At 53.6% G+C, this 26759-nt stretch carries 24 protein-coding genes; 8 read left to right on the top strand and 16 right to left on the bottom strand.

The genetic code is table 11. The annotated features are described in order from the left end of the window. Nucleotides 1–459: 459 nt before the first annotated feature. Complete coding sequence (locus tag HEP82_RS10960; RefSeq protein WP_192458114.1) at nucleotides 460–1107, bottom strand: hypothetical protein; 648 nt, start codon at nucleotides 1105–1107, stop codon at nucleotides 460–462. Nucleotides 1108–1637: 530 nt separating this feature from the next. Here HEP82_RS10960 and HEP82_RS10955 point away from each other — a divergent pair. From HEP82_RS10955 to HEP82_RS10940, 4 genes are read left to right on the top strand one after another with little or no spacing between them, the layout of a single operon-like run. Beyond that, nucleotides 1638–2870, top strand: a complete 1233-nt coding sequence (locus HEP82_RS10955; RefSeq protein ID WP_192458113.1) for a SpoIIE family protein phosphatase — start codon at nucleotides 1638–1640, stop codon at nucleotides 2868–2870. Then, entirely contained in the window at nucleotides 2849–3454 is a 606-nt protein-coding gene (locus HEP82_RS10950) for a SiaB family protein kinase (protein ID WP_269150422.1), read from the top strand. The genes HEP82_RS10955 and HEP82_RS10950 overlap by 22 nt, the downstream gene beginning before the upstream one ends. Nucleotides 3455–3456: 2 nt before the next feature. Beyond that, nucleotides 3457–3876, top strand: a complete 420-nt coding sequence (locus HEP82_RS10945) for a DUF1987 domain-containing protein (RefSeq protein ID WP_015854614.1) — start codon at nucleotides 3457–3459, stop codon at nucleotides 3874–3876. A gap of 5 nt (nucleotides 3877–3881) precedes the next feature. Then, complete coding sequence (locus HEP82_RS10940) at nucleotides 3882–4607, top strand: GGDEF domain-containing protein (RefSeq protein ID WP_192458112.1); 726 nt, start codon at nucleotides 3882–3884, stop codon at nucleotides 4605–4607. A 16-nt stretch (nucleotides 4608–4623) separates the two neighbouring features. Here HEP82_RS10940 and HEP82_RS10935 read toward each other — a convergent pair whose 3' ends face one another. Further along, complete coding sequence (locus HEP82_RS10935; RefSeq protein WP_192458111.1) at nucleotides 4624–4965, bottom strand: zinc ribbon domain-containing protein YjdM; 342 nt, start codon at nucleotides 4963–4965, stop codon at nucleotides 4624–4626. A 304-nt stretch (nucleotides 4966–5269) separates the two neighbouring features. Here HEP82_RS10935 and HEP82_RS10930 point away from each other — a divergent pair, with 304 nt between their 5' ends. After that, nucleotides 5270–6538, top strand: coding sequence for an MFS transporter (locus HEP82_RS10930; protein ID WP_192458110.1), 1269 nt, complete (start codon nucleotides 5270–5272; stop codon nucleotides 6536–6538). A 557-nt stretch (nucleotides 6539–7095) separates the two neighbouring features. Continuing rightward, nucleotides 7096–9660, top strand: a complete 2565-nt coding sequence (gene mutS / locus HEP82_RS10925) for a DNA mismatch repair protein MutS (protein WP_192458109.1) — start codon at nucleotides 7096–7098, stop codon at nucleotides 9658–9660. A gap of 84 nt (nucleotides 9661–9744) precedes the next feature. Here mutS and HEP82_RS10920 read toward each other — a convergent pair whose 3' ends face one another. Continuing rightward, nucleotides 9745–10260 carry a copper resistance protein NlpE N-terminal domain-containing protein gene (locus tag HEP82_RS10920; RefSeq protein WP_192458108.1) on the bottom strand — a complete coding sequence of 172 codons (516 nt, stop codon included), beginning with the start codon at nucleotides 10258–10260 and terminating at the stop codon, nucleotides 9745–9747. Nucleotides 10261–10314: 54 nt separating this feature from the next. Then, the gene (locus HEP82_RS10915) at nucleotides 10315–10869 is read right to left on the bottom strand and encodes a YaeQ family protein (protein ID WP_192458107.1); all 555 of its coding nucleotides are present in this window, start codon (nucleotides 10867–10869) and stop codon (nucleotides 10315–10317) included. A gap of 297 nt (nucleotides 10870–11166) precedes the next feature. Between HEP82_RS10915 and HEP82_RS10910 the strand changes: the two genes are divergently transcribed. Further along, nucleotides 11167–11367 carry a YaeP family protein gene (locus HEP82_RS10910; RefSeq protein WP_015854636.1) on the top strand — a complete coding sequence of 67 codons (201 nt, stop codon included), beginning with the start codon at nucleotides 11167–11169 and terminating at the stop codon, nucleotides 11365–11367. Continuing rightward, a complete protein-coding gene (gene rof, locus HEP82_RS10905; RefSeq protein ID WP_192458106.1) occupies nucleotides 11354–11614 on the top strand; it encodes a Rho-binding antiterminator in 261 nt (86 codons plus the stop codon). The genes HEP82_RS10910 and rof overlap by 14 nt, the downstream gene beginning before the upstream one ends. A gap of 164 nt (nucleotides 11615–11778) precedes the next feature. Here the strand turns inward: rof and tilS are convergent, their stop codons facing one another. The 12 genes from tilS to rseP all read right to left on the bottom strand — a co-directional run bounded on the left by tilS (nucleotide 11779) and on the right by rseP (nucleotide 26757). After that, nucleotides 11779–13125 (bottom strand): tRNA lysidine(34) synthetase TilS, encoded by a 1347-nt coding sequence (gene tilS / locus HEP82_RS10900; protein ID WP_192458105.1) that lies wholly within the window; start codon nucleotides 13123–13125, stop codon nucleotides 11779–11781. After that, the gene (locus HEP82_RS10895; protein WP_192458104.1) at nucleotides 13115–13504 is read right to left on the bottom strand and encodes a VOC family protein; all 390 of its coding nucleotides are present in this window, start codon (nucleotides 13502–13504) and stop codon (nucleotides 13115–13117) included. The genes tilS and HEP82_RS10895 overlap by 11 nt, the downstream gene beginning before the upstream one ends. Before the next feature lie 100 nt (nucleotides 13505–13604). Further along, nucleotides 13605–14564, bottom strand: a complete 960-nt coding sequence (accA, locus tag HEP82_RS10890; protein WP_015854640.1) for an acetyl-CoA carboxylase carboxyl transferase subunit alpha — start codon at nucleotides 14562–14564, stop codon at nucleotides 13605–13607. Nucleotides 14565–14576: 12 nt separating this feature from the next. Continuing rightward, nucleotides 14577–18059, bottom strand: a complete 3483-nt coding sequence (dnaE, locus tag HEP82_RS10885; protein WP_192458103.1) for a DNA polymerase III subunit alpha — start codon at nucleotides 18057–18059, stop codon at nucleotides 14577–14579. A gap of 66 nt (nucleotides 18060–18125) precedes the next feature. Beyond that, on the bottom strand, nucleotides 18126–18722 hold the full coding sequence (rnhB, locus tag HEP82_RS10880; RefSeq protein WP_192458102.1) for a ribonuclease HII: 597 nt from the start codon (nucleotides 18720–18722) through the stop codon (nucleotides 18126–18128). Then, nucleotides 18719–19867: a lipid-A-disaccharide synthase gene (gene lpxB, locus HEP82_RS10875; RefSeq protein WP_192458101.1), complete on the bottom strand. Its 1149-nt coding sequence runs from the start codon at nucleotides 19865–19867 to the stop codon at nucleotides 18719–18721. Before lpxB ends, rnhB begins: the two co-directional genes overlap by 4 nt. Nucleotides 19868–19870: 3 nt before the next feature. Then, complete coding sequence (gene lpxA / locus HEP82_RS10870) at nucleotides 19871–20659, bottom strand: acyl-ACP--UDP-N-acetylglucosamine O-acyltransferase (protein ID WP_192458100.1); 789 nt, start codon at nucleotides 20657–20659, stop codon at nucleotides 19871–19873. 4 nt (nucleotides 20660–20663) lie between these two features. Continuing rightward, the gene (fabZ, locus tag HEP82_RS10865) at nucleotides 20664–21137 is read right to left on the bottom strand and encodes a 3-hydroxyacyl-ACP dehydratase FabZ (RefSeq protein WP_192458099.1); all 474 of its coding nucleotides are present in this window, start codon (nucleotides 21135–21137) and stop codon (nucleotides 20664–20666) included. Between the two features lie 132 nt (nucleotides 21138–21269). Beyond that, nucleotides 21270–22292 (bottom strand): UDP-3-O-(3-hydroxymyristoyl)glucosamine N-acyltransferase, encoded by a 1023-nt coding sequence (gene lpxD, locus HEP82_RS10860; RefSeq protein ID WP_192458098.1) that lies wholly within the window; start codon nucleotides 22290–22292, stop codon nucleotides 21270–21272. Nucleotides 22293–22295: 3 nt separating this feature from the next. Continuing rightward, nucleotides 22296–22793 carry a molecular chaperone Skp gene (gene skp / locus HEP82_RS10855; protein WP_192458097.1) on the bottom strand — a complete coding sequence of 166 codons (498 nt, stop codon included), beginning with the start codon at nucleotides 22791–22793 and terminating at the stop codon, nucleotides 22296–22298. 150 nt (nucleotides 22794–22943) lie between these two features. After that, nucleotides 22944–25367, bottom strand: a complete 2424-nt coding sequence (gene bamA / locus HEP82_RS10850) for an outer membrane protein assembly factor BamA (protein ID WP_192458096.1) — start codon at nucleotides 25365–25367, stop codon at nucleotides 22944–22946. A 34-nt stretch (nucleotides 25368–25401) separates the two neighbouring features. Next, the gene (rseP, locus tag HEP82_RS10845; RefSeq protein ID WP_192458095.1) at nucleotides 25402–26757 is read right to left on the bottom strand and encodes a sigma E protease regulator RseP; all 1356 of its coding nucleotides are present in this window, start codon (nucleotides 26755–26757) and stop codon (nucleotides 25402–25404) included. Between the last annotated feature and the right edge of the window lie 2 nt (nucleotides 26758–26759).

The following is a 26759-nucleotide window of genomic DNA, read 5'->3' as shown; positions in this document are numbered from 1 at the left end:
CACGCCTCATTTACGCCGGTCATTTATTGATATATTCGCCATATTTCAGGTGCAGCTACGTTATACGTTAGCTGCGTCATTATTAAAAAACCGCATGATTATTCCAACGCGGATCCGTCGTGATGTATAAAAAACGATTAATCCCCTCATAATGAGTTATACACTTCATACCACAAGTTACCTGCGCATTGGCCGCCATTGTCGCTTACGCCACCCGCTGGCTAATAAAAACGACCGGAGATTAATCTGGCTATCACCTACCTGAAACGTAAAGTACGACGTGTATAGATATAAAGGCACTATCAATATGGTTTCTTTATATCAAGATGGTTTTTTATAATTAAAAATAGATAATAACAGGAGAGAGTACACGCTTTTCAGATAAAGAAAACGCGCCCGATGCAACATCAGGGATTAAGGTAGGAGATCAAAAAAAATAATGCTTACTACATCATATTATTAGAATTCACTTAATGAGTCAGCGGTACCTATTACATTCCAGGATATCTCCGCCGAGCCATTACCCAGCATTTGCTGAATTTGCTGATAAACCTCTGCCGCTGACATGCCGTTATATAACCCTTGGCTGTAATAACTAAATGCTTCTTCCGCATCGGTGAAATTTTCCGTACCCACCCAAAGCATGTCTTCAGCACTCATACGTTTCCCGGTAAAGGCATCAAACACTTCTGATTCGCCATCCGGATAATTAATAACAGAGACCAGGGAACCGCCATACAAAGGGATACCGCTCATGCGTAAAGAGCGCTCCACCGCGTATTCCTTTTGTTGCTGCTGTTGTTGCTGTTGTTTTTCCTTATTTTCCTGCGCTTTTTTCTCTGCCGCTTTTTCGTCGGATACCTGACTGCTGCCAGAATATCGGGTTGAGTCGGAACGATTTTTACCATCGCTGGATAACGTCACTTTAGTGCCGCTATTTGACAACAAAGAATCCGATGAACTATCCCCCGTCGTCGACGAATCAGTTTTATTTCCCGCACTGACCGCCGCCACGGCATTGGGATTCTTTATCACACTCACCGTGGAGAGATTAGGCTGAAAATTCGCAACGCTCGCGTTTTGTGTCTGAATGTCTGGAATAGCCACAATGTAACTCCTTTTTATATTCATAAAACGCCGGCACTTTTCTCATGCCAGTGAGTTACCGTAATTAATTCACACCAATTTATTGAAATGAAAAATAATTATTCTTACCGGCGGCATCTACCAATGAACGCAAGAACACCACCACTTCGGCTTACCACCTCAAATCATCCCCGGCACTATTGGCTTAATAGGGGACTAACAGACAAAAAAGACTCTCTTGTAAACTATATCGGCTGTTTCATTTTTTCATTAAGATTGAAAATGCATAAAAATGTTCATTTAATAACCCGCATGGAAATATTTGCTCATATATGTAAAGGTTATCTCACGAACTGCAACACAAAACCCAACATTGTATGTGCCAGCCCCTTCCCTGAGATCTCGCTTTTTCGTTAGCCAGCGCTGGCGTCACGCCACTACAACGAACACGAAACAGCCCTCGCATCATCCACCGGGTTTTGTCACTGTCATGTTTCTGTCATCCGGCATTGCTATTTTCAACAAAGTCGCATTTGCCTTAAGACAAGCACATGAGCACTTTATCCTCCCCGATTAACCGACTACGTTGTGTCAATTTTCCTAGCGCGCGTGACTTGTGTATCGCCACACCCAATGTCTCCCCCGCCACCGATAATGCAACCGTGATGCAGCTTTTCAGCCGTCATAAAGAATTGACCAGCCTGCCGATCGTCGAGGCGGGGTATCCTCTCGGGCTCATCAATCGCCACAGTTTTCTATCCCAGATGACGCGCCCCTACTACCGTGAAATATACGACCGTAAAAGTTGTATCGCGTTCATGGATAAAAACCCATTGATGGTAGAAGCCTCTTCACTACTGAGCGATGTGGCCGATAAAGCCGTGATCAGCGGAGACAAATTTCTGGCGGACGGTTTTATCATTACCGAAAACGGCCGCTATCTGGGCATTGGGCTTGGCCTGGACTTGTTCCGAACCGTCTCGGATATACACACCCGCCAGCATCAGCAGATCATACAAAGTATAGAATATGCCAGCGTCATACAGGGGGCGATGCTAAGCCCATTTAGGCAGGCTATGGCGGCCTCGCTGCAAGATTGGTGCCTGACCTGGGAACCCCGAGACTGCGTAGGCGGCGACTGCTATGCCTTTCAGGTCTGTGAGCACGGCTGGCTGGCAGTTATTGCCGATTGTACGGGGCACGGCGTGCCCGGTGCGTTTATGACGCTCATTTTCAATTCTGCGCTGGAACAGGCGCTCTCCAGCCATTCCCCCGCTCAGACCGGCCAGCTACTGGGGTATATCAATCGCTATATCAAAGACACGCTGGGCCAGAATGATTTCCAGGGCCAGCTCACCGCCTCCAACGATGGGTGCGACGCGCTAATGATCTATGTGAATACCGAAACGCATACACTCCATTGGTCCGGCGCACGTCTGCACGCTTTTTTTATCGATACCACAAACAACGAATTACTCACCCTCGATAGCGACCGAATGGGCATTGGCTACACGGATACGCCATATGACTATCAATGGCCGACCTGCCAGCGGCGGTTGCAGCCACAAGATTTGCTGCTCGCCGCCACCGATGGGCTTACGGATCAGATCGGCGGTGAAAAACAGATCAAGTTTGGCAAGCGTCGCTTACAAAGCCTGCTATTACGTTTGCAGGAACTGCCGATGGACGTGCTGGCACACCAGGTATTGCAACACCATCACGACTGGCAAGGCACGCAGGAACGACGCGACGATCTCACCCTATGGGGATTCAGATACCAGTGAATACACACCATCAGATTCCGCAGAGAATCACGCCCCACGAAGGCTATGCCGATATTTTTGACCTGATGCAGCAGCAGGAAATCGCGCTGTATTACGTGGGGTATTTCTCACAGAACATCATCTGCTCGCTGGCAGAAACAGTGCGACTCCAGCTTGAGAAAAGCCGGGTTCCGCCGGCAACACGTCGTCGGCTGTTTTCCAGCCTGGTGGAGTCGATGCAGAACATTATCCATTACTCAGCGACGGCGCTGACCGGGGAAGAACAAACCAGCGACGAAGTGCGCCACGGTTCTGTGTGCGTCGGCCATGAAGCCGGGAAATACTTTCTGCTATGCGCCAACCGGGTTCATCCCTGCGATATTGAGAAACTAAAGGGCCGTCTTGAACCACTGAGCGCCATGAGCAGCGATGAAATCCGGCTTGCGTATAAAGCTTCGCTACGGGAAGAGGCGCCGGCATCCAGCAAAGGCGCGGATATCGGACTGCTGACTATCGCCCGCGATGCCAGCGAACCCTTGCAGTTCACCTTTCGTGACGACGACGCCACCGGGCTCGCCACGTTTTATCTGAAGGCGGTGATCTAACCATGACGGAAACTATAACAACGGAAAATCTCCATATTGCCGGTACACCCAGTACGCCGACCGTGGATTTTCACTTCGACACACATCATCTTTCCCTTGCCGGCGAGTCCTACCCTGAAAATGCCGCCGCATTTTATGGCCCGCTGATCGCCAGAGTGCAGGCGTATCTGGCTGCCAAAATCAACGACACGGATTGGCAGAATGCCTGTACGGAATGCCATGTGGCGCTGGCTTATTTCAACAGTTCCAGCACCAAAATGCTGTTCGGTTTGTTCAACGTGCTCAATCAGGCGGCCGAGAACGGACAACCCGTGGCGCTACACTGGCACTACGACCGGGACGACGATATTGCCGAAGAATTCGGTCAGGAATTACGCATCGATTTCCCTGCCCTTGCGTTTTACAGCCACATACTGGAGTAACAGCAATGAGCGGCTATGAACTTTTTACCCCGGAATATGACATCCTGCTTTCTGCGCGCAATGTGGCTGCACAACCGAATATGCCGGCGGATATCTATCGGGAAAATCTGCTGATATTGACGGAGCATTACCAACGTCTGGTGCGGGAAACCCACCGGCTGATTACGCGCAGCGATCGGGCGGAACGCGAGCTAACCCGTCTCAACGCACAGTTGCATAAATTGGCAGTAGAGCTCGAATACAAAGCGACTCATGACCCGCTGACTGATGTTTTTAACCGCAGCGCCATTATCGACCTGATCGATCTCGCTCTGGAGCACGAGCAGGCCGCGCTGATCGTGTTGGATATCGATCACTTTAAAAAGATCAACGACACTTACGGCCACCCCACCGGCGATGCGGTGATCTGCGCGCTCATCGGACGTATCAGAGAGGTTTTACAAGGGAAGGGCAGCATCGGCCGCGTCGGGGGGGAAGAGTTCACCATTTTGCTGGACGGCTACTCGCTAATGCAGGCGGTGGAGCTGGCGGAACACATTCACGCCAGCCTGAACCACACGCCGCTGGACGCGCTGCCTGAATACCTGGTCACGGCCAGCTTCGGTATCAGTTGGGCCCCGCCGCAGGCGCATTTCGACGAACTATACAGTGCAGCGGATATTGCCTTGTACCAAGCCAAAAACGCCGGCCGCAATCGGGTGGAATATATGCCGACTGCGGCTGCCGGTTAAGCAGGGAGCGCGCACCTCAGTTCTTTTTCACAAACTCGGACTTCAGCTTCATGGCGCCGAATCCGTCGATCTTACAGTCGATGTTATGGTCGCCTTCCACTAGGCGAATCCCCTTCACCCGGGTGCCAATCTTCAATGTGGACGAACTGCCCTTCACTTTCAGATCCTTGATAACAGTCACTGTATCGCCGTCCGCCAGTAGATTGCCATTAGCGTCACGGACGATCAGCCCCTCTTCCTGGGCATCAGCCTCGCCAACCTGCGCCCATACATGCCCGCACTCGGGACAATTCAGCATCTCGCCGTCCTGCCATGTATACTCTGACTGACATTTTGGACATGCAGGTAACTGTTCCATAAAAACCCTCGATAAAATGGATTAAACAAAATAAAAATGATAAATATCAATACATAAATAATAAAATCGCCACTATTTTATCTTATTGAAACGCATTTCGACAGCCAGATACCTGTAATAAATTTAGATTACCCGTCATCAAAATAAAAAACATCACGATTATTAACACCTTCTGTTCTTTTACCTTCTCTATCACGGCATGTTTCATCATGGTTTTCCAATCTTTGCCAGGCACAGCCAATACGCTGTTTTATAAAGCCTTAACTCAGGTACACTGTCGGCTTGTTCTTATTTCCCGAACCGGATGGAAACTGTGGATACATCCCCGTTAAAACACCCCACCTTCATGTGTTTTTGGATAGGTCAGATTGCCTCTTCCTTCGCCTTTCAGATGCTGGTAGTGGGTATCGGCTGGCAAATGTACGACCTCACCAATAGCGCCCTCAATCTGGGGCTGGTCGGTCTGTCGCAGTTTCTGCCGCAGTTGGCGCTCACACTGGCGGCGGGCCACGTTGTGGATCAGTACAATCGCCAGCGTATCATCCTGTGTTGCCGCATCATCATGGCGGCGACGGTGTTTATCCTGGTCGTAGGGTGCGTCACTCATACCATCAGCGCCGCCATGATTTACAGCTGTTCGGCATTATTGGGCGCGACTCGCGCATTCGAAATGCCGGCCACGCAGGCGCTACTGCCTAACCTGATTGAACCGGCGTTGTTATCCCGCGCGGTGGCGCTAATGGCTTCCGCCCGCGAAGCGACCGTCATTGCCGGCCCGGCGCTAGGTGGGTTGATCTACCTGATAGGCGCAACCACGCTTTACGCATCCAGCGTGGTCTGCTTCTTAATCTCTTCACTGATCCTGCTGAACCTGCACTACAACTACAAAGCCCCGGCACGCACCCCCGTCAGTCTGGAAACACTGTTCGGCGGCATGAATTTCATCCGCCGCAACCCTGTGATCTTTGGGTCGATTTCGCTGGATATGTTTGCGGTGCTGCTGGGCGGCGCCACGGCCCTGTTGCCCATCGTCGCCAGAGACATTCTTCACACCGGCCCGTGGGGGCTGGGGCTGCTGCGTTGCGCACCTGCGCTGGGCGCGGTACTGATGTCGGTCTACCTCAGCCGCCGGCCGCTTCAGCGCAACGTCGGTAAAATCATGTTTATGGCGGTAGCGCTATTCGGTATCGCGACCATCGCCTTCGGGCTTTCCACCAACCTGTTCTTGTCGCTGTTTGCGCTCTTGATTCTGGGTGGATCCGATATGATCAGCGTAGTTATCCGCTCCACGTTGGTACAGTTGGAAACGCCGGATGAAATGCGCGGGCGCGTCAGCGCCGCCAACTCGATCTTCATCGGCACGTCCAACCAATTGGGAGAGTTTGAATCCGGCGTTACCGCGGCCTGGCTCGGCGTTGTACCCGCCATCGTTATCGGCGGCATCGGTACGCTGTTCGTGGTGGGACTATGGATGAAATGCTTTCCGATGCTCACCCATCGACAAACATTGGAGGCCGGGGAAACCGCCCAACAGACAGCGCCCAAGCATCAGTCACCGGCTTCCGGAGCCTGAGCGGCCGAACGGAACGAGGAACCGTTTATGTCACCCTGGGGATTTATCGACAATGAGTGTGACCGCCCCGTTGAACGTCGCGCTTTCACCACAGAGTTAGCGCTTCTGCCGCATCCTACACGGCACATTGCACGGCGTTGCGAATCGCTTCGCACGCCGACGAAAGAGCCGCCCAAACGGATACATTTCCGGTCATGGCTCTGGTAACGTCTGCCAAACGCCGTCTCCGACCCGATGATGACGATGCGGGAATGTCCGGGCTGACGCCAATTGGAAAAACACGACGCTTTTCAGTGATAATGCCGGACTTCCGTCGGTGTAGGAGCGCCTGACGAGCAGGATCTCTGACGACGGGGGGATGTCGTGTAACGAGCAGCCGATCGGCGGCACATCGCCGCACTCATCACCACCGCCGACACCGGGGGACTAAGGCGATAACAAGCATCGCCCATATCCAATCTGTCGCCGATCGATAATTTTTCAGATTCGGCCGTTTTTCGGCGCGCGACTGGCTTCAGTGGAACAAACAGAATGATTGAAAATCGAGTAAATTCATTATGAAAGAGTCTATCGACATGGATCTCACCGACCACACGCCGATGATGCAGCAATACCTAAAGCTGAAGGCGCAGCATCCTGACATTCTGCTGTTCTATCGTATGGGAGACTTTTACGAGCTGTTTTACGACGATGCGAAACGCGCATCACAGCTGATGGATATCTCGCTGACCAAACGCGGCGCATCGGCGGGTGAACCGATCCCGATGGCGGGCGTTCCGCACCACGCAGTGGAAAACTACCTGGCAAAACTGGTTAGCCTTGGCGAATCCGTGGCGATTTGCGAGCAGATCGGCGATCCCGCCACCAGCAAAGGGCCGGTTGAGCGCAAAGTCGTCCGCATCGTCACGCCCGGCACCATCAGCGATGAAGCATTGCTGCAAGAAAAACAGGACAACCTGCTGGCCGCCATCTGGCAGGACGGCAAAGGGTTCGGTTACGCCACGCTGGATATCAGCTCCGGCCGTTTCCAACTGGTGGAGCCCGCCGATCGGGAAACCATGGCGGCGGAACTGCAACGCACCAATCCAGCCGAATTACTGTACCCGGAAAACTTCGAGGCCATGCCGCTCATTGAGCATCGTCACGGCCTGCGCCGCCGCCCACTCTGGGAGTTCGAGCTGGATACTGCCAGGCAGCAGCTGAATCTTCAGTTCGGCACCCGCGATCTCACCGGTTTCGGCGTTGAACAGTCTCGAATGGGACTGCGGGCGGCCGGATGCCTATTGCAATACGCCAAAGACACGCAGCGTACCTCTTTGCCTCATATCCGCAGTATCACCATGGAGCGGCAACAGGATGGCATCATCATGGATGCCGCCACCCGACGTAATCTGGAACTGACGCAAAATCTTTCCGGCGGTACGGAGAATACATTGGCGGCAGTGCTGGATCGCACCGTCACACCGATGGGCAGCCGTATGCTGAAACGCTGGTTGCATATGCCGGTTCGCGATGCCCACTTGCTGATGCAACGCCAACAGGCAGTGGGCGCCTTGCAGGATATCGCTCATGAGCTACAGCCTTTCTTGCGCCAGATCGGCGATCTGGAACGTATCCTCGCCCGGTTGGCGCTACGAACCGCCCGCCCACGCGATCTCGCCAGAATGCGCCACGCCTTCCAGCAACTGCCGGATATCCATGCCCTGCTGACCAGAGTAGACGTCGACTTCATCCGGCAACAGGATGCCCAAATCGGCCAGTTTGATGACCTGCGCGCCCTGCTGGAGCGCGCCATCATCGAGTCCCCTCCGGTACTGGTTCGCGACGGCGGCGTCATCGCCAGCGGCTACAACGAGGAACTGGACGAATGGCGTCGACTGGCGGACGGCGCCAGTGACTATTTGGATAAACTGGAAATCCGCGAACGCGAACGGCTGGGCATAGATACGCTGAAAGTCGGCTTCAACGGCGTTCACGGATACTATATCCAGGTGAGTCGCGGCCAAAGCCACCTGGTCCCCATGAATTACGTCCGCCGCCAAACATTGAAAAATGCGGAACGCTACATTATTCCGGAGTTGAAGGAATATGAGGACAAGGTTCTGACGTCTAAAGGCAAGGCTCTGGCGTTGGAGAAAGCGCTTTATGACGAGTTGTTCGATCTGCTGCTGCCGCATCTGGCCGAATTGCAGCAAAGCGCCAGCGCGTTGGCGGAGCTTGATGTACTCGCCAATCTGGCCGAACGCGCTGATACGCTGAATTACGTTTGCCCAACCTTAAGCGACAAACCCGGCATCAGAATCACCGGCGGCCGTCATCCGGTGGTGGAGCAGGTACTTAGCGAACCTTTCATCGCCAACCCGCTGTCGCTGTCGCCGCAACGTCGCCTGCTGATCATCACCGGCCCCAATATGGGCGGCAAAAGTACCTATATGCGTCAGGCAGCGTTGATCGTACTTATGGCACATATCGGCAGCTACGTTCCGGCCGAACAGGCAAGCATCGGCCCGGTAGATCGCATATTCACCCGTGTCGGCGCCGCCGACGATCTGGCATCTGGACGTTCTACATTCATGGTGGAAATGACGGAAACCGCTAATATCCTGCACAACGCCACAGAACACAGTCTGGTGCTAATGGATGAAATCGGACGCGGTACATCCACCTATGACGGCCTGTCGCTGGCCTGGGCCTGTGCGGAGACACTGGCCAACAAAATCAAGGCGATGACGCTGTTTGCCACCCACTATTTTGAACTCACCAATTTGCCGGAAAAGATGGAAGGCGTGGTTAACATCCACCTGGATGCGTTGGAACACGGCGAAACCATTGCGTTTATGCACAGCGTACAGGACGGTGCGGCCAGTAAGAGTTATGGTCTGGCGGTCGCCGCGCTGGCCGGCGTGCCCAAAGACGTCATCAAGCGGGCCCGTCAAAAACTGAAGGAGTTGGAATCTCTCGCCGGCCATACTTCCAGCAGTCATGTGGACGGTTCACAACTGGCACTGCTCAGCCCTGAAGAACCGTCGCCTGCTATTGAAGCGCTGGAATCCATTGACCCGGACAGCCTGACGCCGCGCCAGGCACTGGAATGGCTCTATAAGCTGAAAAATATGCTGTAACTAGCGTGGAAACCGTGTCAGGCGAGGCACCTCTGCTTTCGCCGGATTCGGTCGGATAAAAGGCCCGGCGGATAAACCGCCGGTTCAGACGCGACGAGCCGCCGATTCAAGTCCGACGTCACGACGAACATTAAGTGCAAATGTCTTCATGATGCGGCTGTCGCAGCCGATTTCTACGCCGTGCCAGGATACGGGGGTGGTCATGAAATCGACCACAAACAGGCGATAACGGTTATCAGACAGTGGGTTTTTATCCTGCCCCAGCGCTTCCAGGTAGGCATCTCTGGCACGGAAGTAATGCTTATCGCCGTGATCGTCGGTCAGTATGAGTTGTTCGGCGGTACGGCGCCAGCGGCCGGACTCTTCGGCCATCACCTGGCCGCCAGTGCGATCACGATAGGACTCTTGCATGACGAAACTGCCGTCTGCATCCAGAAACAACGCGGCGTCGATATCGCCGCACGCACCGCAGGGAAGTTTACCGCGGTAGTGCTGGGCCATTGGCCTCAGTTGCTCTTCCGTCCCTTTGGGTGAAGAATGGCAGCCGATTAATCCCGATAGTGCGACAATCAACACGCCCCCAGTGATCCATTGCCTCATCCATTCCTCTCCTGTGTCGAGTCGGCTCGACATAACGTTGCACAACGGGTGCCATCATCCTTGATGAATGGCCGTTTTCCAGTCGTCAAAAGCGAGTTCCAGATTATTCTTATCATCAGAAAACCAGATCGTTCCTTCCTGCAGCGTGGCTTGCAGCGTCATATTACGAGTCGCCAGAGAGGCCAGCAGACCCAGTTGCCGATCATCCAAAAAGCGAATGGTCAGATTACGCAAAGGAGCGATTTTGTCAGCGATGTTTTGCCACCAGACCCGAGCCGCCCGCTCACCATAGGCATATAGCACGACGGTAGGCGCAAGACTGCAGGCTTTTTTCAACCGTTTCTCATCCGGTAGCCCCAGCTCGATCCACAGTTGCAGCTGTTGCGCATCGTCATGCAACCAGATTTCCGGTTCATCATCGGCACACAACCCTTTGGTGAAACGTAAACGTTCATCGGCGTGACATACCCATGCCAACAAACGGAGCATCATCCGCTGATCGGTTTCCGAAGGATGCTGGGCGATGGTCAAGCTGGCATCATGAAAAAAAGATCGGTCCATATCCGCAATGTTAACGCTCGCTTTGTAAACCGTTGCTTTCAATGCCATGTTTTCCCCCTTTCGACAGACGCGACAGTGTACCCGAAGCACGCGACGCAACCCAACGCATTCCATGGCAAAACGCCATTCCGTCTGCGCAGACTGTTTATGTCTGAACCGAGCACGCCCTCACAATCAATACCCTAAGCACGGAATATGGCGCTTGCATATGCTGATAACCCGTAATGGCCTGTGCTATAGTCGAAAATAGAATTAGAGTTTATCTTCGTAGATTTATATTCTCGGCCACGATAACGACGACAAACGCATGAATGTCTACCGGGCTAAGCTCTAAGGGAGGATATTGTGCAACAATACAGTGAATTAGTACGCCGTCTTTATGCAGAGATCGCCAGCGGCGATCTGGGTTTCATACCCGACGCTCTGGGTTGTGTATTGAGGACCCTGGATGGCATTGCCGCCGACAGCGAATTGCCATCCTCTGTCAGGGAACAAGCGGCTTATGCCGCTGCTAACTTATTGGTGAGCGATTATGTCAATGAGTAATGAATATCAACCCATCAATTGTGATGACTACGATAATCTGGAAGCCACTTGCCAGCAGAAACTGACGCTGACCGTTGAATTGCGTGACGGGGAGGTCGTTGTCGGAACTGCCAGCGATATGATCTCTCGAAAACGTGTTGAATATCTGGTGATTGAAGCCTCGGGAAAAACTCGTGAACTTCGTCTTGACCATATACTGAGCTTCAGCCATCCCGAAATCGGCAAAGTTGTGGTGAGCGAATCCTGACGGAATTCTGCCCGGTAAATGCAGCCAAACGGACAACCCAGGTTGTCCGTTTTTTATTGCCAACGGGAAACCACGTCCAGGCGGCAACAAAGCAAACGTTGTCGCAATCCCTTTCAAAGAAACACGGCTATCCGAGATGGCATACCGGCGCGACCGACACTGGGCTATTCATCGCCGTCCCCCGGCAAATGCCAGTCAACATACCAGCCATCACTCTCCGATGCCGGTTGCCCGGTTTGGGTCACAAAACGCCCGAGCGCGGCGATCAGCACATCGTTGTAGAAAATCATCGGTGTTCTGTCACGAAGCCAGGGCGGCACGCCCAACTCCTGCCACAACTTTTTGAGGTGACGCCCATGCTGGCGTCCGACAATATGCACGTCGCCGGAAGCACTGAATCTCACCGTCACTGTTTCATGACGTTGTGGACGACGGATACAGGCGCCGGTTTTCTCAGACGATAACCGTAATTCTCCCAAACCATCGGGCAACGGCAACGCCCCGATTTCCGGCTGCCACGGCAGAACACACGCCTTCACCGAGTTCATTACCGGCAAAAGGTACAAATCACCCCGGAATCGCCGTACTTGCCAACGCCCCAATAGGAGTGACGGTTCAGCGTCCTCCCGGCAGCAGGCGACTTCCAGCCACAAACGTGACAGTTGATCCCGCGCGGGCATTTTCGCCCCACGCGACGCCAGCCAGCGACGTAGCAACGCGAAACGACGCACCGGGCTCAATGGACGTAGAGCATCGATAGCCAACCCGCCTTGCGGATTGCACATCCCCGCCAAAGCCTCCGCCAGCAGTTCATCCAACAATTGTTCCTGCTCCGCGCACAGTTCGGCGCTGCGCGCCACGGCGGACGGAAAGTGCGGCCATCGCTGTTTCAACAAGGGAAGGATCCGCAGACGAAGGAAATTGCGATCAAATCGCTCATCGCTATTGCTGTCATCTTCAATCCAACTCAATTGGTGTGTGTTGGCATAGCATGCCAGTTGTTCGCGCGACATATTCAGCAAAGGCCGCCGTTGTCTGAACGCTCTGCCTGCCGAAAACGCCGCCATGCTGGCGAGCCCGGCAGGGCCGCTGCCCCGTTTGAGTGCCAACAGGAATGTCTCGCTCTGATCGTCTTGATGCTGCGCTGTCAGCAATGTTTCCTGCGGTTGCAACGACGTCCTCAGGGCGGCATAGCGCGCCTCGCGAGCGGAAGCTTCAATACCGCCACGCCGCGCATCAACGTGGACGGTCAATACCTCAAACGGAATCCGCCATAACTGGCATTGGCGACGACAGTGGTCAGCCCAGGCATCCGCACGCGGATTAAGCCCGTGATGAACGTAAGCGGCCCGCACCTCAATCGGCAATTGCTGTTGCAAGCGCATCATCAGATGCAGCAGTACGCAGGAATCCAGCCCACCGCTGTATGCCACCAAAAAACGGCTATCGGCATCGATCTGCCGGCGCAACAACGCCAGGAGATCGTTTTCCGGCACATGTTCAACGCTCATAAAGTTCCAGGGGTAATCCATCAGGATCGGCGAAAAAGGTAAAACGACGCCCGGTTATCTCGTCAGTGCGAACCGGCTCGCAATCCACACCCGCGACATTCAGTTCAGCCACAGCTTGCCCGATATCCTCCACCGCAAAAGCCAAATGCCGCAGACCGCAGGCTTCCGGACGACTCACCCGCGCAGGTGGAGCAGGGAAGGAAAACAGCTCTATCAGATAACGATCATTGAGCGACAGATCGCCTTTCCAGGAGTCTCTGGCCGAACGATAGATTTCATTGGTCAGAGTAAAACCCAATACGTCGCAATAAAAATGCTTACTTCGAACGTAATCGGAAGCGATGATCGCTATATGGTGGATATCCTGCAGTTTCAACATGGGTGTCAATCCGGAACAGATCAGGCCGCCATCATAACAAAAAAGCCCGCTATCGTTGCCAATAGCGGACTTTCCGGACAAGCATTATGTGGTCGAACGATCAACAATAGCCGTAGTTCATCAACCGCTGATAGCGACGGTTGAGCAACTCGTGTTCACTCAGCGTGTCCAGTTCAGCGAGATCCGACAACAGTTGAGATTTCAGCGAAGCGGCCATCGCCTCCACATCACGGTGGGCCGAGCCCAGCGGTTCGGGAATCACTGCGTCGATCAATTGCAGTTCCTTCAGACGCGGTGCCGTAATCCCCATGGCGTCAGCCGCCAGCGGTGCCTTGTCCGCACTCTTCCACAAAATGGATGCGCAACCTTCCGGCGAAATTACGGAATACGTGCTGTACTGCAACATGTTGACTTTGTCGCCCACACCAATCGCCAGCGCGCCGCCAGAACCGCCTTCGCCGATCACGGTGCAGACAATCGGTACGCTCAGCCCAGACATTTCACGCAGGTTGCGGGCAATAGCCTCGGACTGCCCGCGCTCTTCCGCGCCTACGCCCGGATAGGCTCCCGGTGTATCGATGAAGGTGATGATCGGCATTTTGAAGCGTTCAGCCATTTCCATCAGCCGCAGCGCCTTACGGTAGCCTTCCGGCGCCGGCATGCCGAAATTACGGCGAATCTTTTCTTTGGTTTCACGGCCTTTCTGATGACCGATGATCATCACCGGACGCCCATCCAGCCGGGCGATACCCCCAACGATCGCTTTGTCGTCGGCAAAGGCGCGATCCCCCGCCAGCTCGTCAAAATCGGTGAAGATGTGCTGCACATAATCCAACGTATAAGGACGCAACGGGTGACGTGCCAACTGGGCGACTTGCCATGCCCCGAGGTCGGAGAAGATTTTGCGCGTCAGTTCTACGCTTTTCTCTCGCAGACGCTTTATTTCCTCGTCCAGATTAATATCTAATTTTTCGTCCTGGCGGCTAACTGAGGTCAGGGAATCAATCTTCGCTTCCAACTCTGCAATCGGCTGCTCAAAATCAAGAAAATTCAGACTCATAGTATTCCTATATTAGTCAAATTCCAGTTCTACCTGTTCACTACCAACCAGAGTGCGTAAGTCATTCAGCAACCCGTCGGTAGGCGTAACACGCCACGCGGCACCAAAGCGTAACCGGGCTCGCGCATCCTCTCTCAGGTAGTAAAGATGCACCGGAATCGTCCCCGATCGATGGGGTTCCAACGACTGACGGAGACGGTTTAATAGCTGGTCATCAATTTGCCTGTCAGTCAGCGAGATAGCAAGTCCGCGCGCGTATTTTTCCCGCGCTTCGCTGATATCCATTAACTCCCGGGCAGTCATTCTAAGTCCACCGCTAAAGTCATCAAAGCTGACCTGTCCGCTGGCGATAAGAATGCGATCCTTCTCCAACAGATGCTGATATTTATCCAGTGCGTCGGTAAACAGCATCACTTCCAGGCGACCAGAACGATCGTCCAGCGTACACACGCCGATACGATTGCCTCGTTTAGTCACCATGACACGTGCAGCCAGCACCAACCCGACGGCGATGGTGACTTTTCCCCGTTCCGTGGGATGCATGTCTTTCAAACGCCCGCTTCCGGCATAGCGTTCAATTTCTTTCAGATACTGGTTGATCGGATGTCCAGTCAGGTACAGTCCCAACGTCTCGCGCTCGCCATCCAACACCACCTGCTCCGGCCACGGCGGTACCGTACTGTACGATTGCTCAACCTGCTCCGGCGATTCCGTCAATACACCGAACATATCCGTCTGCCCAATGGCTTCCGCCCTGGCGTGCTGCTCGGCGGACTTCATGGCATCGGGCAATGAGTTCATCAACGCTGCACGGTGAGGGCCCAGTCGGTCAAACGCGCCGGACATGATCAGTTTTTCCAGTACCCGGCGGTTCAACTTTTTAATATCGGTACGGGCGCAAAGATCGAACAAATCGCGGAAATAGCCGCCGTTATTGCGAGCCTCGATAATGGCTTCAATCGGCCCTTCGCCCACGCCTTTTATCGCCCCGATGCCGTAAACGATCTCTCCCGCATCGTTAACATGAAAATGATACAGACCGCTATTGATATCCGGTGGCAGGATTTTCAGCCCCATACGCCAGCATTCATCGACCAGACCGACGATTTTGTCGGTATTGTCCATATCCGCGGTCATCACCGCCGCCATAAATTCAGCGGGATAATGCGCCTTCAGCCACAGGGTCTGATACGACACCAGCGCATAAGCCGCCGAGTGTGACTTATTGAAACCATAACCGGCAAACTTCTCCACCAGATCGAAGATTTTCATCGACAACTCGCCGTCGACGCCCATCTTCTCCGCGCCCTCTTTGAATACTGAGCGCTGCTTCGCCATTTCCTCCGGTTTTTTCTTACCCATCGCACGGCGCAGCATGTCCGCCCCGCCCAGCGTATAACCCGCCAGCACCTGCGCTATCTGCATCACCTGTTCCTGGTACAGGATGATGCCGTAAGTCGGCTCCAGCACCGGCTTAAGCGATTCATGCTGCCACTGGATATCTGGATAGGAGAGCTCTTCGCGCCCGTGCTTACGGTCGATAAAGTTATCCACCATACCGGATTGCAACGGCCCTGGCCGGAACAAAGCCACCAGCGCGATCATATCCTCAAAGCAGTCAGGCTTCAGACGCTTAATCAAATCCTTCATGCCGCGCGATTCAAGCTGGAACACCGCAGTGGTTTCCGAACGTTGCAGCATATCGAAGCTTTTTTTATCATCCAGCGGGATCGCGGCGATATCCACCGGTTCCAGCCCCTGCTTTTCCCGGCGGGGGTTGATCATCTCCAACGCCCAGTTGATGATGGTCAGGGTGCGCAATCCCAGGAAGTCGAACTTCACCAGACCGGCGTATTCCACGTCGCTCTTGTCAAACTGAGTCACCGGATGGTGCCCTTCCGGATCACAATACAGCGGCGCGAAATCAGTGATCTTGGTCGGCGAAATCACCACGCCGCCGGCGTGTTTACCCGCGTTACGAGTGACCCCTTCCAATTTGCGCGCCATATCGATCAGCGCCTTAACCTCTTCATCCGCGTCATAGATCTCGCCCAGTTGCGGTTCGGCGGCAAAGGCTTTCTCCAGCGTCATCCCGGGATCTGGCGGAACCAGTTTGGAAATACGATCGACAAAACCGTAAGGGTGCCCCAGTACACGCCCAACGTCCCGAATAACTGCCTTCGCGGCCATAGTACCGAACGTGATGATCTGGGATACCGCATCACGGCCGTACATGTCGGCAACGTGATCGATCACCAAATCACGCTTTTCCATACAGAAATCGACGTCAAAGTCAGGCATCGACACACGTTCCGGATTAAGGAAACGTTCAAACAGCAGGTCGAACGCCAGCGGATCCAGATCGGTAATCTTGAGCGCATAGGCCACCAACGAGCCTGCCCCCGAGCCTCGCCCCGGCCCAACCGGCACATTGTTGTCCTTGGACCACTGGATAAACTCCATCACGATGAGGAAGTAACCGGGAAACCCCATCTGGTTGATAACATTGAGTTCAATCTCCAGGCGCTCATCGTATTCAGACCGGCGATTGGCCCGCTCCTCATCATCGGGAAACAGGAAAACAAGCCGCTCCTCCAGCCCTTCTCTGGCCCGCAAGACCAGATAATCCTCCGTCGTCATGTCGCCCGTTGGGAACTGCGGCAGGAAATATTCACCCAGACGGATGGTGACGTTACACCGTTTGGCGATCTCTACGCTGTTTTCCAGCGCTTCAGGAATATCGGCGAACAGTTCGCACATTTCCTGTTCGCTGCGCATATATTGCTGGGGACTGTAGTTGCGAGGGCGCTTGGGGTCGTCCAACGTAAAGCCGTCGTGGATGGCGACGCGGATCTCATGGGCGTCAAAGTCATCTTCACTGATGAAACATACATCGTTGGTGGCCACCACCGGCAAACCGCGCTCCGTAGCCAGAGCAACCACTGCGTGCAGATAACTCTCTTCATCAGGGCGGCCGGTGCGTATCAGTTCCAGATAAAAACGTTGAGGGAAGTGCTGTTGATAAAATGCCACACACTGATCCACCAGCGTCTGGTTGCCACGCAGCAGAAACTTGCCGATGTCGCCTTGCCGTCCTCCTGAGAGCAACAGCAATCCGGCCTGGAGCTCCACCAGCCATTCTCGCTCGATCGTCGGCCCAGCAGCACCATAGCCGCGCTGGTAGGCGCGTGAAATCAGCAACGTCAGGTTCTGATAACCTTCGTTATTCATCGCCAGCACGCTGAGGCGCGCCAGCTCATCCCCCAACTCTTCACTTTGCAGATAAAAATCGGCGCCGATAATCGGCTTGATACCCACGCCATGGGCGCTGCCGTAAAACTTCACCAGCCCGCAAAGGTTGGTGAAATCGGTGATCGCTATCGCAGGCATTCCCAGCGCCGCCGCTTTCTTTACCAACGGGCCGACTTTCGCCAACCCATCGATCATGGAATAGTCACTGTGAACACGCAGGTGTACAAAACGTGGTTCGGCCATTTTCAGATCCCATAATCTCTTCAGTAATCAGCCTGACTAAAATATCAGGCTGCTCATGCGTTTGCGTTATGCCAGACCCAACGCCCGCTTAACCGGGGCAAAACTGCGTCTGTGGTGGAGGGTGGCGCCAAGCGTCGCCAGTTTTTCCAGATGATAGGCTGTAGGATAGCCTTTGTGCTGTGCAAATCCATACGCAGGAAACAGCTTATCCAGCTCTTCCATTTCACGATCGCGCGTGACCTTCGCCAAAATGGACGCCGCGCTAATTTCGGCGACCCGGCTATCCCCTTTGACCACCGCCATTGACGGCATAGGCAGCGAAGGACACCGATTGCCGTCAATCAGTACATAGTCCGGCGTGACGGGCAGCCCGGCTACGGCACGCTGCATCGCCAGCATGGTGGCATGCAAGATATTTAACTGATCGATCTCTTCCGGTTCGGCACGCCCAAGGCTCCAGGCCCGCGCTTTTTCCCGAATTTCGTCATACAGCACCCGACGACGTTTCTCGCTGAGCTGCTTGGAATCAGCCAAACCGGCAATCGGTTTGGCCGGGTCAAGAATGACAGCGGCAGTCACCACCGCACCGACCAGTGGCCCGCGGCCGACTTCATCCACGCCGGCAATACAAATTGCCTGCGGATAGACAAAAACCTCACTCATGATCGTGACAACTCCAGTACCGCCTGGGCAGCTTGCTCGTCGGCATTGCAACGGATCTGCTCATGCAGGTGCAGAAAGGTCTGTTGCAGCACATTGACCTGTTCGCCACCCTGTAGCCATGGCATTAATGCGGCCGCCAGATTTTCCGGCGTGCAGTCGTCCTGAAGCAATTCAGTGACCAGCTCCCGGCCGGCCAGCAGATTCGGCAGCGATACCCAAGGGGTTTTTACCAGTCGTTTCGCCAGCCAGAAAGTGAAAGGTTTCATTCGATACCCCACCACCATCGGGCTTTTAGCCAACATACACTCCAACGCCGCCGTTCCCGATGCCAGCAGCGTCGCATCGCTGGCGATCATGGCTTCACGCGCATTACCGTCCAGCAAACGAACCGCCAAATTCGGCGCGACTGCGGCCTTGATGTGCTCGAACTGTTCGCGGCGTCGCTGATTCACCAGCGGCACAACCACTTCCATATCCGGCCATGTCTGGCGCAACAGCGCTGCGGTCCTCAGGAAATCCGCGCTCAGCATTTCCACTTCAGCACTGCGGCTGCCTGGCAATAAAGACAGACAGCGCGATGCTTCAGGAAGCCCTAGCATACGGCGTGCAGCCAACTTGTCGGGATGTAACGGCATGGCATCTGCCATGGTATGCCCGATAAAACGGCAAGGAACATCGAAACGATCGTAAAATGCTTTTTCGAAAGGCAGAAACGCCAACACCATGTGCGTAGCGCGCGCAATCTTGAAAACCCGCTTCTGACGCCACGCCCAGACCGACGGGCTAACATAATGGATAGTCTTGATGCCATTGCGTTTTAGGCGTTCTTCAAGGGTAATGTTGAAGTCCGGCGCATCAATGCCGACGAACACATCAGGCTGTAATTCGGTAAAACGGCGGGTAAGGTCGCGGCGGATCGTCAACAATCGAGGCAAACGCCCCAGCACTTCAACCACGCCCATGACGGCCAACTCTTCCATCTCATACCAAGCTTCACACCCGGCAGCCTGCATACGCGGGCCGGCGACACCGACGAAGCGCGCATCAGGCATGGCGGTCTTTAACGCCTGGATCAACCCGGCACCCAAAATATCGCCGGAGGTTTCTCCGGCGACCAAGCCTACAGTAAGAGGACGCTGCGACATAAATCAGCGGATGATGCCGCGCGTTGAGCGGGCGAAGAAATCGAGGAAAGCCTGCACGGCCGGTTGTTCAGCCGCCAGCGCTTCCAAATCGAGTTTGACTTCGTCCAGCGTTTTGCCGCTACGGTAGATCAGTTTGTAGGCAGCGCGAATCGCCTGCAGTGTTTCCTTCTCAAAACCGCGACGTTTCAAGCCTTCAATATTGATGCCGAACGGCGTTGCGTGGTTTCCCTGTGCAATCACATAAGGGGGAACATCTTGCGCCACGCCGGAACATCCACCGACCATAACGTGTTCACCGATAACGCAGAACTGATGTACCGCCGTCATCCCACCGATGATGGCAAAATCATCGACAAAGACGTGTCCACCCAACGTTGCATTGTTAGCCAGGATGCAACGGTTTCCGACGATGCAATCGTGAGCGATATGCGTATTGATCATCAGTAGGTTATCGCTACCGACCTTAGTCAACCCACCGCCTTGCACCGTACCGCGGTGAATGGTCACGCTTTCGCGGATCCGGTTACGGTCGCCAATCTCAACACGGGTCGGCTCCCCGGCGTATTTCAAGTCCTGATTGACCTCCCCGATAGAGGCAAACTGGTAGATTTCGTTATCGCAGCCAATGCGCGTAATGCCATTTACCACAACATGGGACTTGAGCACGGTTCCAGCCCCGATCTCTACCTGAGCGCCGATATAGCAGAACGGCCCGATATGGGCGCCAGCACCTATCACTGCTCCGTCTTCAACAATCGAACTGGGGTGAATAAAGGCGGTTTGATCAATCACGTTATCAGGCCTCCCGACGGCGAGCGCACATCATTTCCGCTTCGCAAGCTACTTCACCATCTACTTTAGCTACGCCACGAAAACGAGCCACACCGCGACGTTCTTTAATAAATTCGACTTCCAGAATCATCTGGTCTCCCGGCAGAACCGGACGTTTGAAACGGGCTTCATCAATTGCGGCGAAATAATACAACTCGCCCGGCTCAAGCTTACCTACGCTCTTGAACGCCAGAATACCGGTGGCCTGCGCCATGGCTTCCAGAATCAATACACCTGGGAAGATGGGCTTGCCTGGGAAGTGCCCTTGAAAGAAGGGCTCGTTCACCGTAACGTTCTTCACCGCGCGCAGGAATTTCCCTTCTTCAAAATTCAGTACGCGATCTACCAGCAGGAACGGGTAGCGGTGCGGCAATAGATCCAGAATCTCTCCGATATCCAGAGTATGGGTGTCTGTATTCAAAATACTCTTCCTGTCCATAAAATGATGTCATCAACAACACGGCCCGCCGAAACCTCAACATGAGGAATACGATGCAGGCCGCAAATCAGGCTCAGGCGCGCCAGCGCCAGCCTTGCTTGTCAAACGCTGAAGGTCATGAATACGGGTGACTTAATCCTCCTGAAGCTTACGCTCCAGAGCTTTGAGCCGCTTGCTCATATCATCAATATTCATTACCAGTGCGGCGGTCTTACGCCAGACTTTGTTGGGCTGCAATGGAATGCCTGAAGAATACACTCCAGGTTCGGTAATAGGCCGCATGACCATCCCCATTCCCGTCACCGTGACTTTGTCACAAATTTCCATGTGACCATTAATCACGCTGGCACCACCAATCATGCAATAACGACCGATTTTCAAACTTCCGGCCATAATCACACCACCAGCAACTGCGGTATTGTCACCAATCACAACGTTGTGTGCAATCTGACATTGGTTATCGATGATGACACCATTGCCGATGATCGTATCATCCAATGCGCCGCGATCGATGGTGGTATTTGCCCCGATCTCAACGCGATCACCGATTATAACCGTCCCTAGTTGTGGTATTTTGACCCAATTGCCGCGATCGTTAGCATAGCCAAAGCCATCCGAACCAATCACAGCGCCAGACTGGATCAAACACTTCTCACCCAAAACAACATTATGGTAAACCGTTACATTTGCCCATAACCGGGTGCCAGCCCCGATACGGGCTTGTTTACCAATAAAGCAGCCAGCGCCAATCACTGCACCCTCGCCCAGTATCGCACCAGACTCAATAACAGCATTGGCGCCAACAGAAACCCCATCTCCTAAGCGCGCATCAGGAGCAATCACCGCAGAAGGCGAAATGTCCTGTGCCGGCGTTGGCGTTGTATCCATCAACTGTGCCATACGCGCATAGGTCAAATAAGGATTCTTCACCACCAGAGCGGCAACATTGCAAAAAGGCACATCGGCCTCTGTCAGCACAACCGCCGAAGCATTCGTACTCGCCAGTTGCTCACGATAGCGGGTATCGGACAAAAAAGTAATCTGACCTGCCTGGGCGGACCGCATCGAAGCCACACCGGTGATGACGATATCGCCATCACCGTGCAACTGTGCATCCAACTGTTGAGCCAAGGCGTCCAGTCGAATTGAAAGCATGGATTATTTAACCTGTTTCAGCACATCAGCAGTAATATCTTTCGCATTATCCGCGTAAGCGACGGCATTGGCGTCGATAACCACATCATAACCCTGCTTGGTCGCCACGGATTTAACTGCATCCTGAATACGGCTCAGGATCTTGTTACGCTCTTCCATCTGGCGGCGACGGCTATCCTGTTCGAGAGCCTGCCCTTTGGTATTCAACTGATCGCGCAAAACAGACAGATCTTTCTCCGCTTTGCTGCGTTCGCTGGCCTTCATAGTAGAAGCATCGCGCTGATATTTTTGCACTCTATCCTGCAATTCACGCTCCATGGACTGCACTTCGGAAGCACGGCCCTTGAACTCGTTGTCCAACTGCTTCGCCACGGTTTCACGCTGCGGCATCTGCTGAAATACGCTGGAAACGTTAACGATAGCAATCTTATCAGCAGCCTGAACACTTGCCGCAGCAGCCAATGCCAGGCCCAAGCCCGCGGCAGATAACCACTTTTTCACTATAAACTCCTCACCCTAGACTAATATTCGCGCTTAATGCGCTTATCGTGAACACGGCGTTCAACGTCAATTCACATGCGCCACTATCACATGTTCAGAAGGCTCTGACCGCCGCGCATTTTTACATCTCATACCCACCGGGTATTCCGTTTACCAGGTTTTGCCGATGTTAAACTGGAATTGCTCTGATTTATCCCCTTCATACTTCTTGAACGGCTGGGCGTAGGAGAATACCAATGGCCCAAGCGGGGACATCCATTGTACGGCAATACCAGACGACATACGGATATTGCCCGCCTGGCTGTAATCAGGTATGCCGGCAGCAATCGAGGCCGCCGTGTTTTCCCAGTGGGTATCCCACACCGTCCCTGTGTCAACGAAGAACGAGGTACGAACGGAACTGGCGTACTTATCGCTGATAAACGGTGTTGGTACGATAAATTCAGCACTGGCAACCGCCATCGCATTCCCCCCTACCGCATCGCTAGACTTGGATACAGGACAGGTGGAGTAAGACGAATCCGAACTGGAACACTGGTAGTAAGCCGCCTTAGGACCGATGGTATTTGAGCGGAAACCACGCACAGTGCTTGAACCGCCGGCGAAGAAATTATCATAAAACGGCACTTCCTTACCGCCCAGACCATCCCCATAACCAACACGGGTACGTGCCATCAACACCCAGTTTTTGCTCTCAGTCAGTGGGAAGTAACTGGCTGAATCAAACGTCGCCTTGTAATACTCGTTATCCGAACCAGGCACCGTCACTTTGACGTTCAACGATGCACGGTTCCCTGCAGTCGGGAAATAGCCGCGATCCAGATCATTGTAGGTCCAGCCCGGCGTCAGGAAGAAGTCATTGGCGGCATAGTTGGAGGTAGACGAATTGCTGCTCGTCACAACTTCCGGATGCGTACCGACTTTATCCAGATAGCGCCACATCCCGACCTGAGGTTTCATGTCCGACAGGTCGTTATGTACATAATCCAGCGCCAGACGCAGCGAGTTGTTCTCGTTGATCGGGAAGCCCAACGTAGAGCCGACCCCATAGCTGCGGTTGGTATAATCCGCAAGATCAGCGTCATAAGCCTTAAAGTTGTTATAGAAGATACGGCCGCCCAGACTTACCCCATCCACAGTGAAATAGGGATCGGTCATCGACAGTTCGACATAGGTCTGGTAAGAGTTGCGCGTACCACTGATCCCGACGGAATTACCGGTACCCAACCAGTTATCCTGCTGGACACCCGCCTGGAAACTGATGCCGCTTTCCGTACCGAAACCAATGCCGAAATTCAGGCTACCGGTATTACGCTCTTTGACCTTGTACACCACATCGACTTGATCGGGAGTTCCCGGCACGCGCTGGGTTTCAACATCAACACTTTCGAAATACCCCAGGCGATTCAGACGCTCTTTACCTTGCTGAACCAGATCATTGCCTAACCAGCCACCTTCCATCTGGCGCATTTCGCGACGTAATACGGAATCTTTGGAGACATCGTTGCCCTCAAAGCGGATACGGTGCACGGTAAAGCGATTACCGGCATCCACATTGATACTGAGACGAACGGTTTTATCTGAATCATTAATTTCCGGCTGAGTCACCACGCGAGGATAGGCATAACCATAACGCCCCAGCAGCTTTTTGATGTCCTCTTCCATGCGGGTCACTTTCGTGCCGTTGTACAGCTCACCTGGCTGAATGCGCGTCAACCCCTCGATTTCCGATGCATGACCAGCCAGATCGCCCCGCACAACAACGCCGGAAAGTTTGTACTGATCGCCTTCGGTAATATTGATGGTGATATAGATGCCTTTCTTATCCGGCGTCAGGCTCACCTGGGTGGAGTCAATATTAAAACGCGCATAACCACGATCGAGGTAAAAACTGCGTAAGGTTTCCAGGTCGCCAGAGAGTTTCTGCTTCTCATACTTCCGATCGCCGACCACGTTCCACCATGGCACTTCGTCACGCAATTGGAAGCGGGAAATCAGTTCATCGGAATTGAAAGACTTATTACCGACGATATTGATCTGCTGGATTTTGGCCGAAATCCCCTCGGTAAAGACCAGTTTAAGGTCGACACGATTGCGGGGCAGCGGTGTGACAACCGCCTTGACGGTAGCGCTGTATTTACCAACGCTGTAATAAAAATCTTCGAGGCCTTTCTCAATATTCGACAGTGTAGTGCGATCCAGTGCCTCACCGACACGAACGCCCGATGCCTCCAGGTTTTCCTTGAGCATCTCCTCTTTCACCGATTTGTTGCCGGAAAAAGTGAGGCTGGCAATGGTCGGCCGTTCCTTAACCTGGATCAGCAGAGCATTACCGTCACGAAGAACGCGGACATCTTCAAAATTCCCGGTCGCAAACAGGGCGCGGATAATGTTACCGATATCTTCATCGGTAACGGTATCGCCAACCCTGACTGGCATACTGAGCAATGCCGCACCGACGGCAACCCGCTGCAGGCCCTCGAAATGAATATCCTTCACTACGAACCCGTCTGCACCGTATACGGTGGCGCTGCCAAACAGCAGCGACGCTATGAGCAACTTTTTCATCGCCATCGTTGTTATGCGTTTTTCCTAACTTAATCCACGCCTACAGGCGGGAGAAATCATTGAAAAGTGCAAGCCCCATTAACATCATCAGCAATACCGTGCCAATGCGATAACTAACGTCCTGCACACGCTCAGAAACCGGCCCGCCCTTCAGCTTCTCTACCGCCAAAAAGAGCAGATGACCACCATCAAGCACGGGCAAAGGGAACAGATTGATGATTCCCAGATTGACACTGATCAGCGCCAGAAACATCAGGTAATACACCAAACCATAATCCGCTGACATTCCTGCACCCTGTGCAATTGAGATTGGTCCGCTCAGGTTATTCAGTTTTACGTCACCAACTATCAGCTTGCCTATCATACTGACCGTCAACTTCACCAACTGCCAGGTTTTATCCCCAGCTTCATAAATGGCGTTGAACGGCCCGTACTGACGCACTGTTCTGTACTCGTCAGACAGCGGCGTTACTTTGGGCACCACACCGGCAAACCCCTCGTATCTACCCTTGCCTACCGATTTACTGTCTGGCGTAAGGGATAATGACTGCATTTTACCCCCTCTCTCAACCTCAACATCCAGTGTTCTACCTGGATTGTCACGTACAGCAAGCACAAACTGCTGCCACTGCGTCAACGGTTGATCACCGACTTTAACGATCCTATCCCCGACGTGCAAACCTGCTTTTTCCGCTGCTGAACGCGCCTGAACCTGTGTCAGAACAGCCTCTACTAACGGACCTTTAGGAACGATGCCCAATGAAACGGCCGGATCCTGTCGTTCCGGGTCAAAATGCCAGTTATGCAAATCGAGACGTCGTTGAGTACCGAAGGACACTCCCGGCGACATTGTGTCAATAACCACTTCCGGATCGCCAATTTTGCCCACCAACGCCAGACGAACGCTATCCCAATCAGGCGTTTCGATACCGTCGATCGCTTTTAGTTCCATGCCTGAAGAAATTTGCGCTTGGGCAGCGATCGAACCGGATAATACTTCGCCGACGACCGGGCGCACGCCAGGCACGCCAATCATGAAAACCAGCCAGTAGGCAAACACGGCGAACACAAAGTTCGCCACCGGCCCCGCAGCCACGATCGCCGCCCGCTGCAAAACCGTCTTATTATTGAAAGCCTGGTGTGCAAGTTCGGAGGGAACATCGCTCTGGCGACCATCCAGCATTTTCACGTAGCCGCCAAGTGGAATCAGGGCGATCACATATTCCGTGCCATGATGATCACGTCGACGCCACAGCGCTTTACCAAAGCCGATGGAAAAGCGCTCCACGCGAACACCACAACGCCGGGCGACCCAGAAATGGCCAAACTCATGGACTGTAATCAATACACCCAGAGCAATAATAAACGCCGCCAAATTCCAGAGAACACTCAACATAG

Source organism: Musicola keenii, assembly GCF_014855505.1.
GTDB lineage: Bacteria > Pseudomonadota > Gammaproteobacteria > Enterobacterales > Enterobacteriaceae > Musicola > Musicola paradisiaca.
The sequence above is the reverse complement of the archived record's forward strand: the minus strand, read 5'-3'. Positions and strand labels throughout refer to the sequence as shown.

What these genes read in the sequence shown, in the direction of transcription:
- lpxB (WP_192458101.1), bottom strand. Translation starts at nt 19,867, where the DNA reads ATGTCGCAGCGTCCTCTTACTGTAGGCTTGGTCGCCGGAGAAACCTCC.
- HEP82_RS10945 (WP_015854614.1), top strand. Translation starts at nt 3,457, where the DNA reads ATGACGGAAACTATAACAACGGAAAATCTCCATATTGCCGGTACACCC.
- rof (WP_192458106.1), top strand. Translation starts at nt 11,354, where the DNA reads ATGTCAATGAGTAATGAATATCAACCCATCAATTGTGATGACTACGAT.
- HEP82_RS10950 (WP_269150422.1), top strand. Translation starts at nt 2,849, where the DNA reads ATGGGGATTCAGATACCAGTGAATACACACCATCAGATTCCGCAGAGA.
- HEP82_RS10930 (WP_192458110.1), top strand. Translation starts at nt 5,270, where the DNA reads ATGGAAACTGTGGATACATCCCCGTTAAAACACCCCACCTTCATGTGT.
- fabZ (WP_192458099.1), bottom strand. Translation starts at nt 21,137, where the DNA reads ATGGACAGGAAGAGTATTTTGAATACAGACACCCATACTCTGGATATC.
- accA (WP_015854640.1), bottom strand. Translation starts at nt 14,564, where the DNA reads ATGAGTCTGAATTTTCTTGATTTTGAGCAGCCGATTGCAGAGTTGGAA.
- bamA (WP_192458096.1), bottom strand. Translation starts at nt 25,367, where the DNA reads ATGGCGATGAAAAAGTTGCTCATAGCGTCGCTGCTGTTTGGCAGCGCC.
- HEP82_RS10935 (WP_192458111.1), bottom strand. Translation starts at nt 4,965, where the DNA reads ATGGAACAGTTACCTGCATGTCCAAAATGTCAGTCAGAGTATACATGG.
- HEP82_RS10915 (WP_192458107.1), bottom strand. Translation starts at nt 10,869, where the DNA reads ATGGCATTGAAAGCAACGGTTTACAAAGCGAGCGTTAACATTGCGGAT.
- HEP82_RS10920 (WP_192458108.1), bottom strand. Translation starts at nt 10,260, where the DNA reads ATGAGGCAATGGATCACTGGGGGCGTGTTGATTGTCGCACTATCGGGA.
- lpxD (WP_192458098.1), bottom strand. Translation starts at nt 22,292, where the DNA reads ATGCTTTCAATTCGACTGGACGCCTTGGCTCAACAGTTGGATGCACAG.
- dnaE (WP_192458103.1), bottom strand. Translation starts at nt 18,059, where the DNA reads ATGGCCGAACCACGTTTTGTACACCTGCGTGTTCACAGTGACTATTCC.
- rnhB (WP_192458102.1), bottom strand. Translation starts at nt 18,722, where the DNA reads ATGAGTGAGGTTTTTGTCTATCCGCAGGCAATTTGTATTGCCGGCGTG.
- HEP82_RS10895 (WP_192458104.1), bottom strand. Translation starts at nt 13,504, where the DNA reads ATGTTGAAACTGCAGGATATCCACCATATAGCGATCATCGCTTCCGAT.
- HEP82_RS10955 (WP_192458113.1), top strand. Translation starts at nt 1,638, where the DNA reads ATGAGCACTTTATCCTCCCCGATTAACCGACTACGTTGTGTCAATTTT.
- mutS (WP_192458109.1), top strand. Translation starts at nt 7,096, where the DNA reads ATGAAAGAGTCTATCGACATGGATCTCACCGACCACACGCCGATGATG.
- HEP82_RS10940 (WP_192458112.1), top strand. Translation starts at nt 3,882, where the DNA reads ATGAGCGGCTATGAACTTTTTACCCCGGAATATGACATCCTGCTTTCT.
- tilS (WP_192458105.1), bottom strand. Translation starts at nt 13,125, where the DNA reads ATGAGCGTTGAACATGTGCCGGAAAACGATCTCCTGGCGTTGTTGCGC.
- rseP (WP_192458095.1), bottom strand. Translation starts at nt 26,757, where the DNA reads ATGTTGAGTGTTCTCTGGAATTTGGCGGCGTTTATTATTGCTCTGGGT.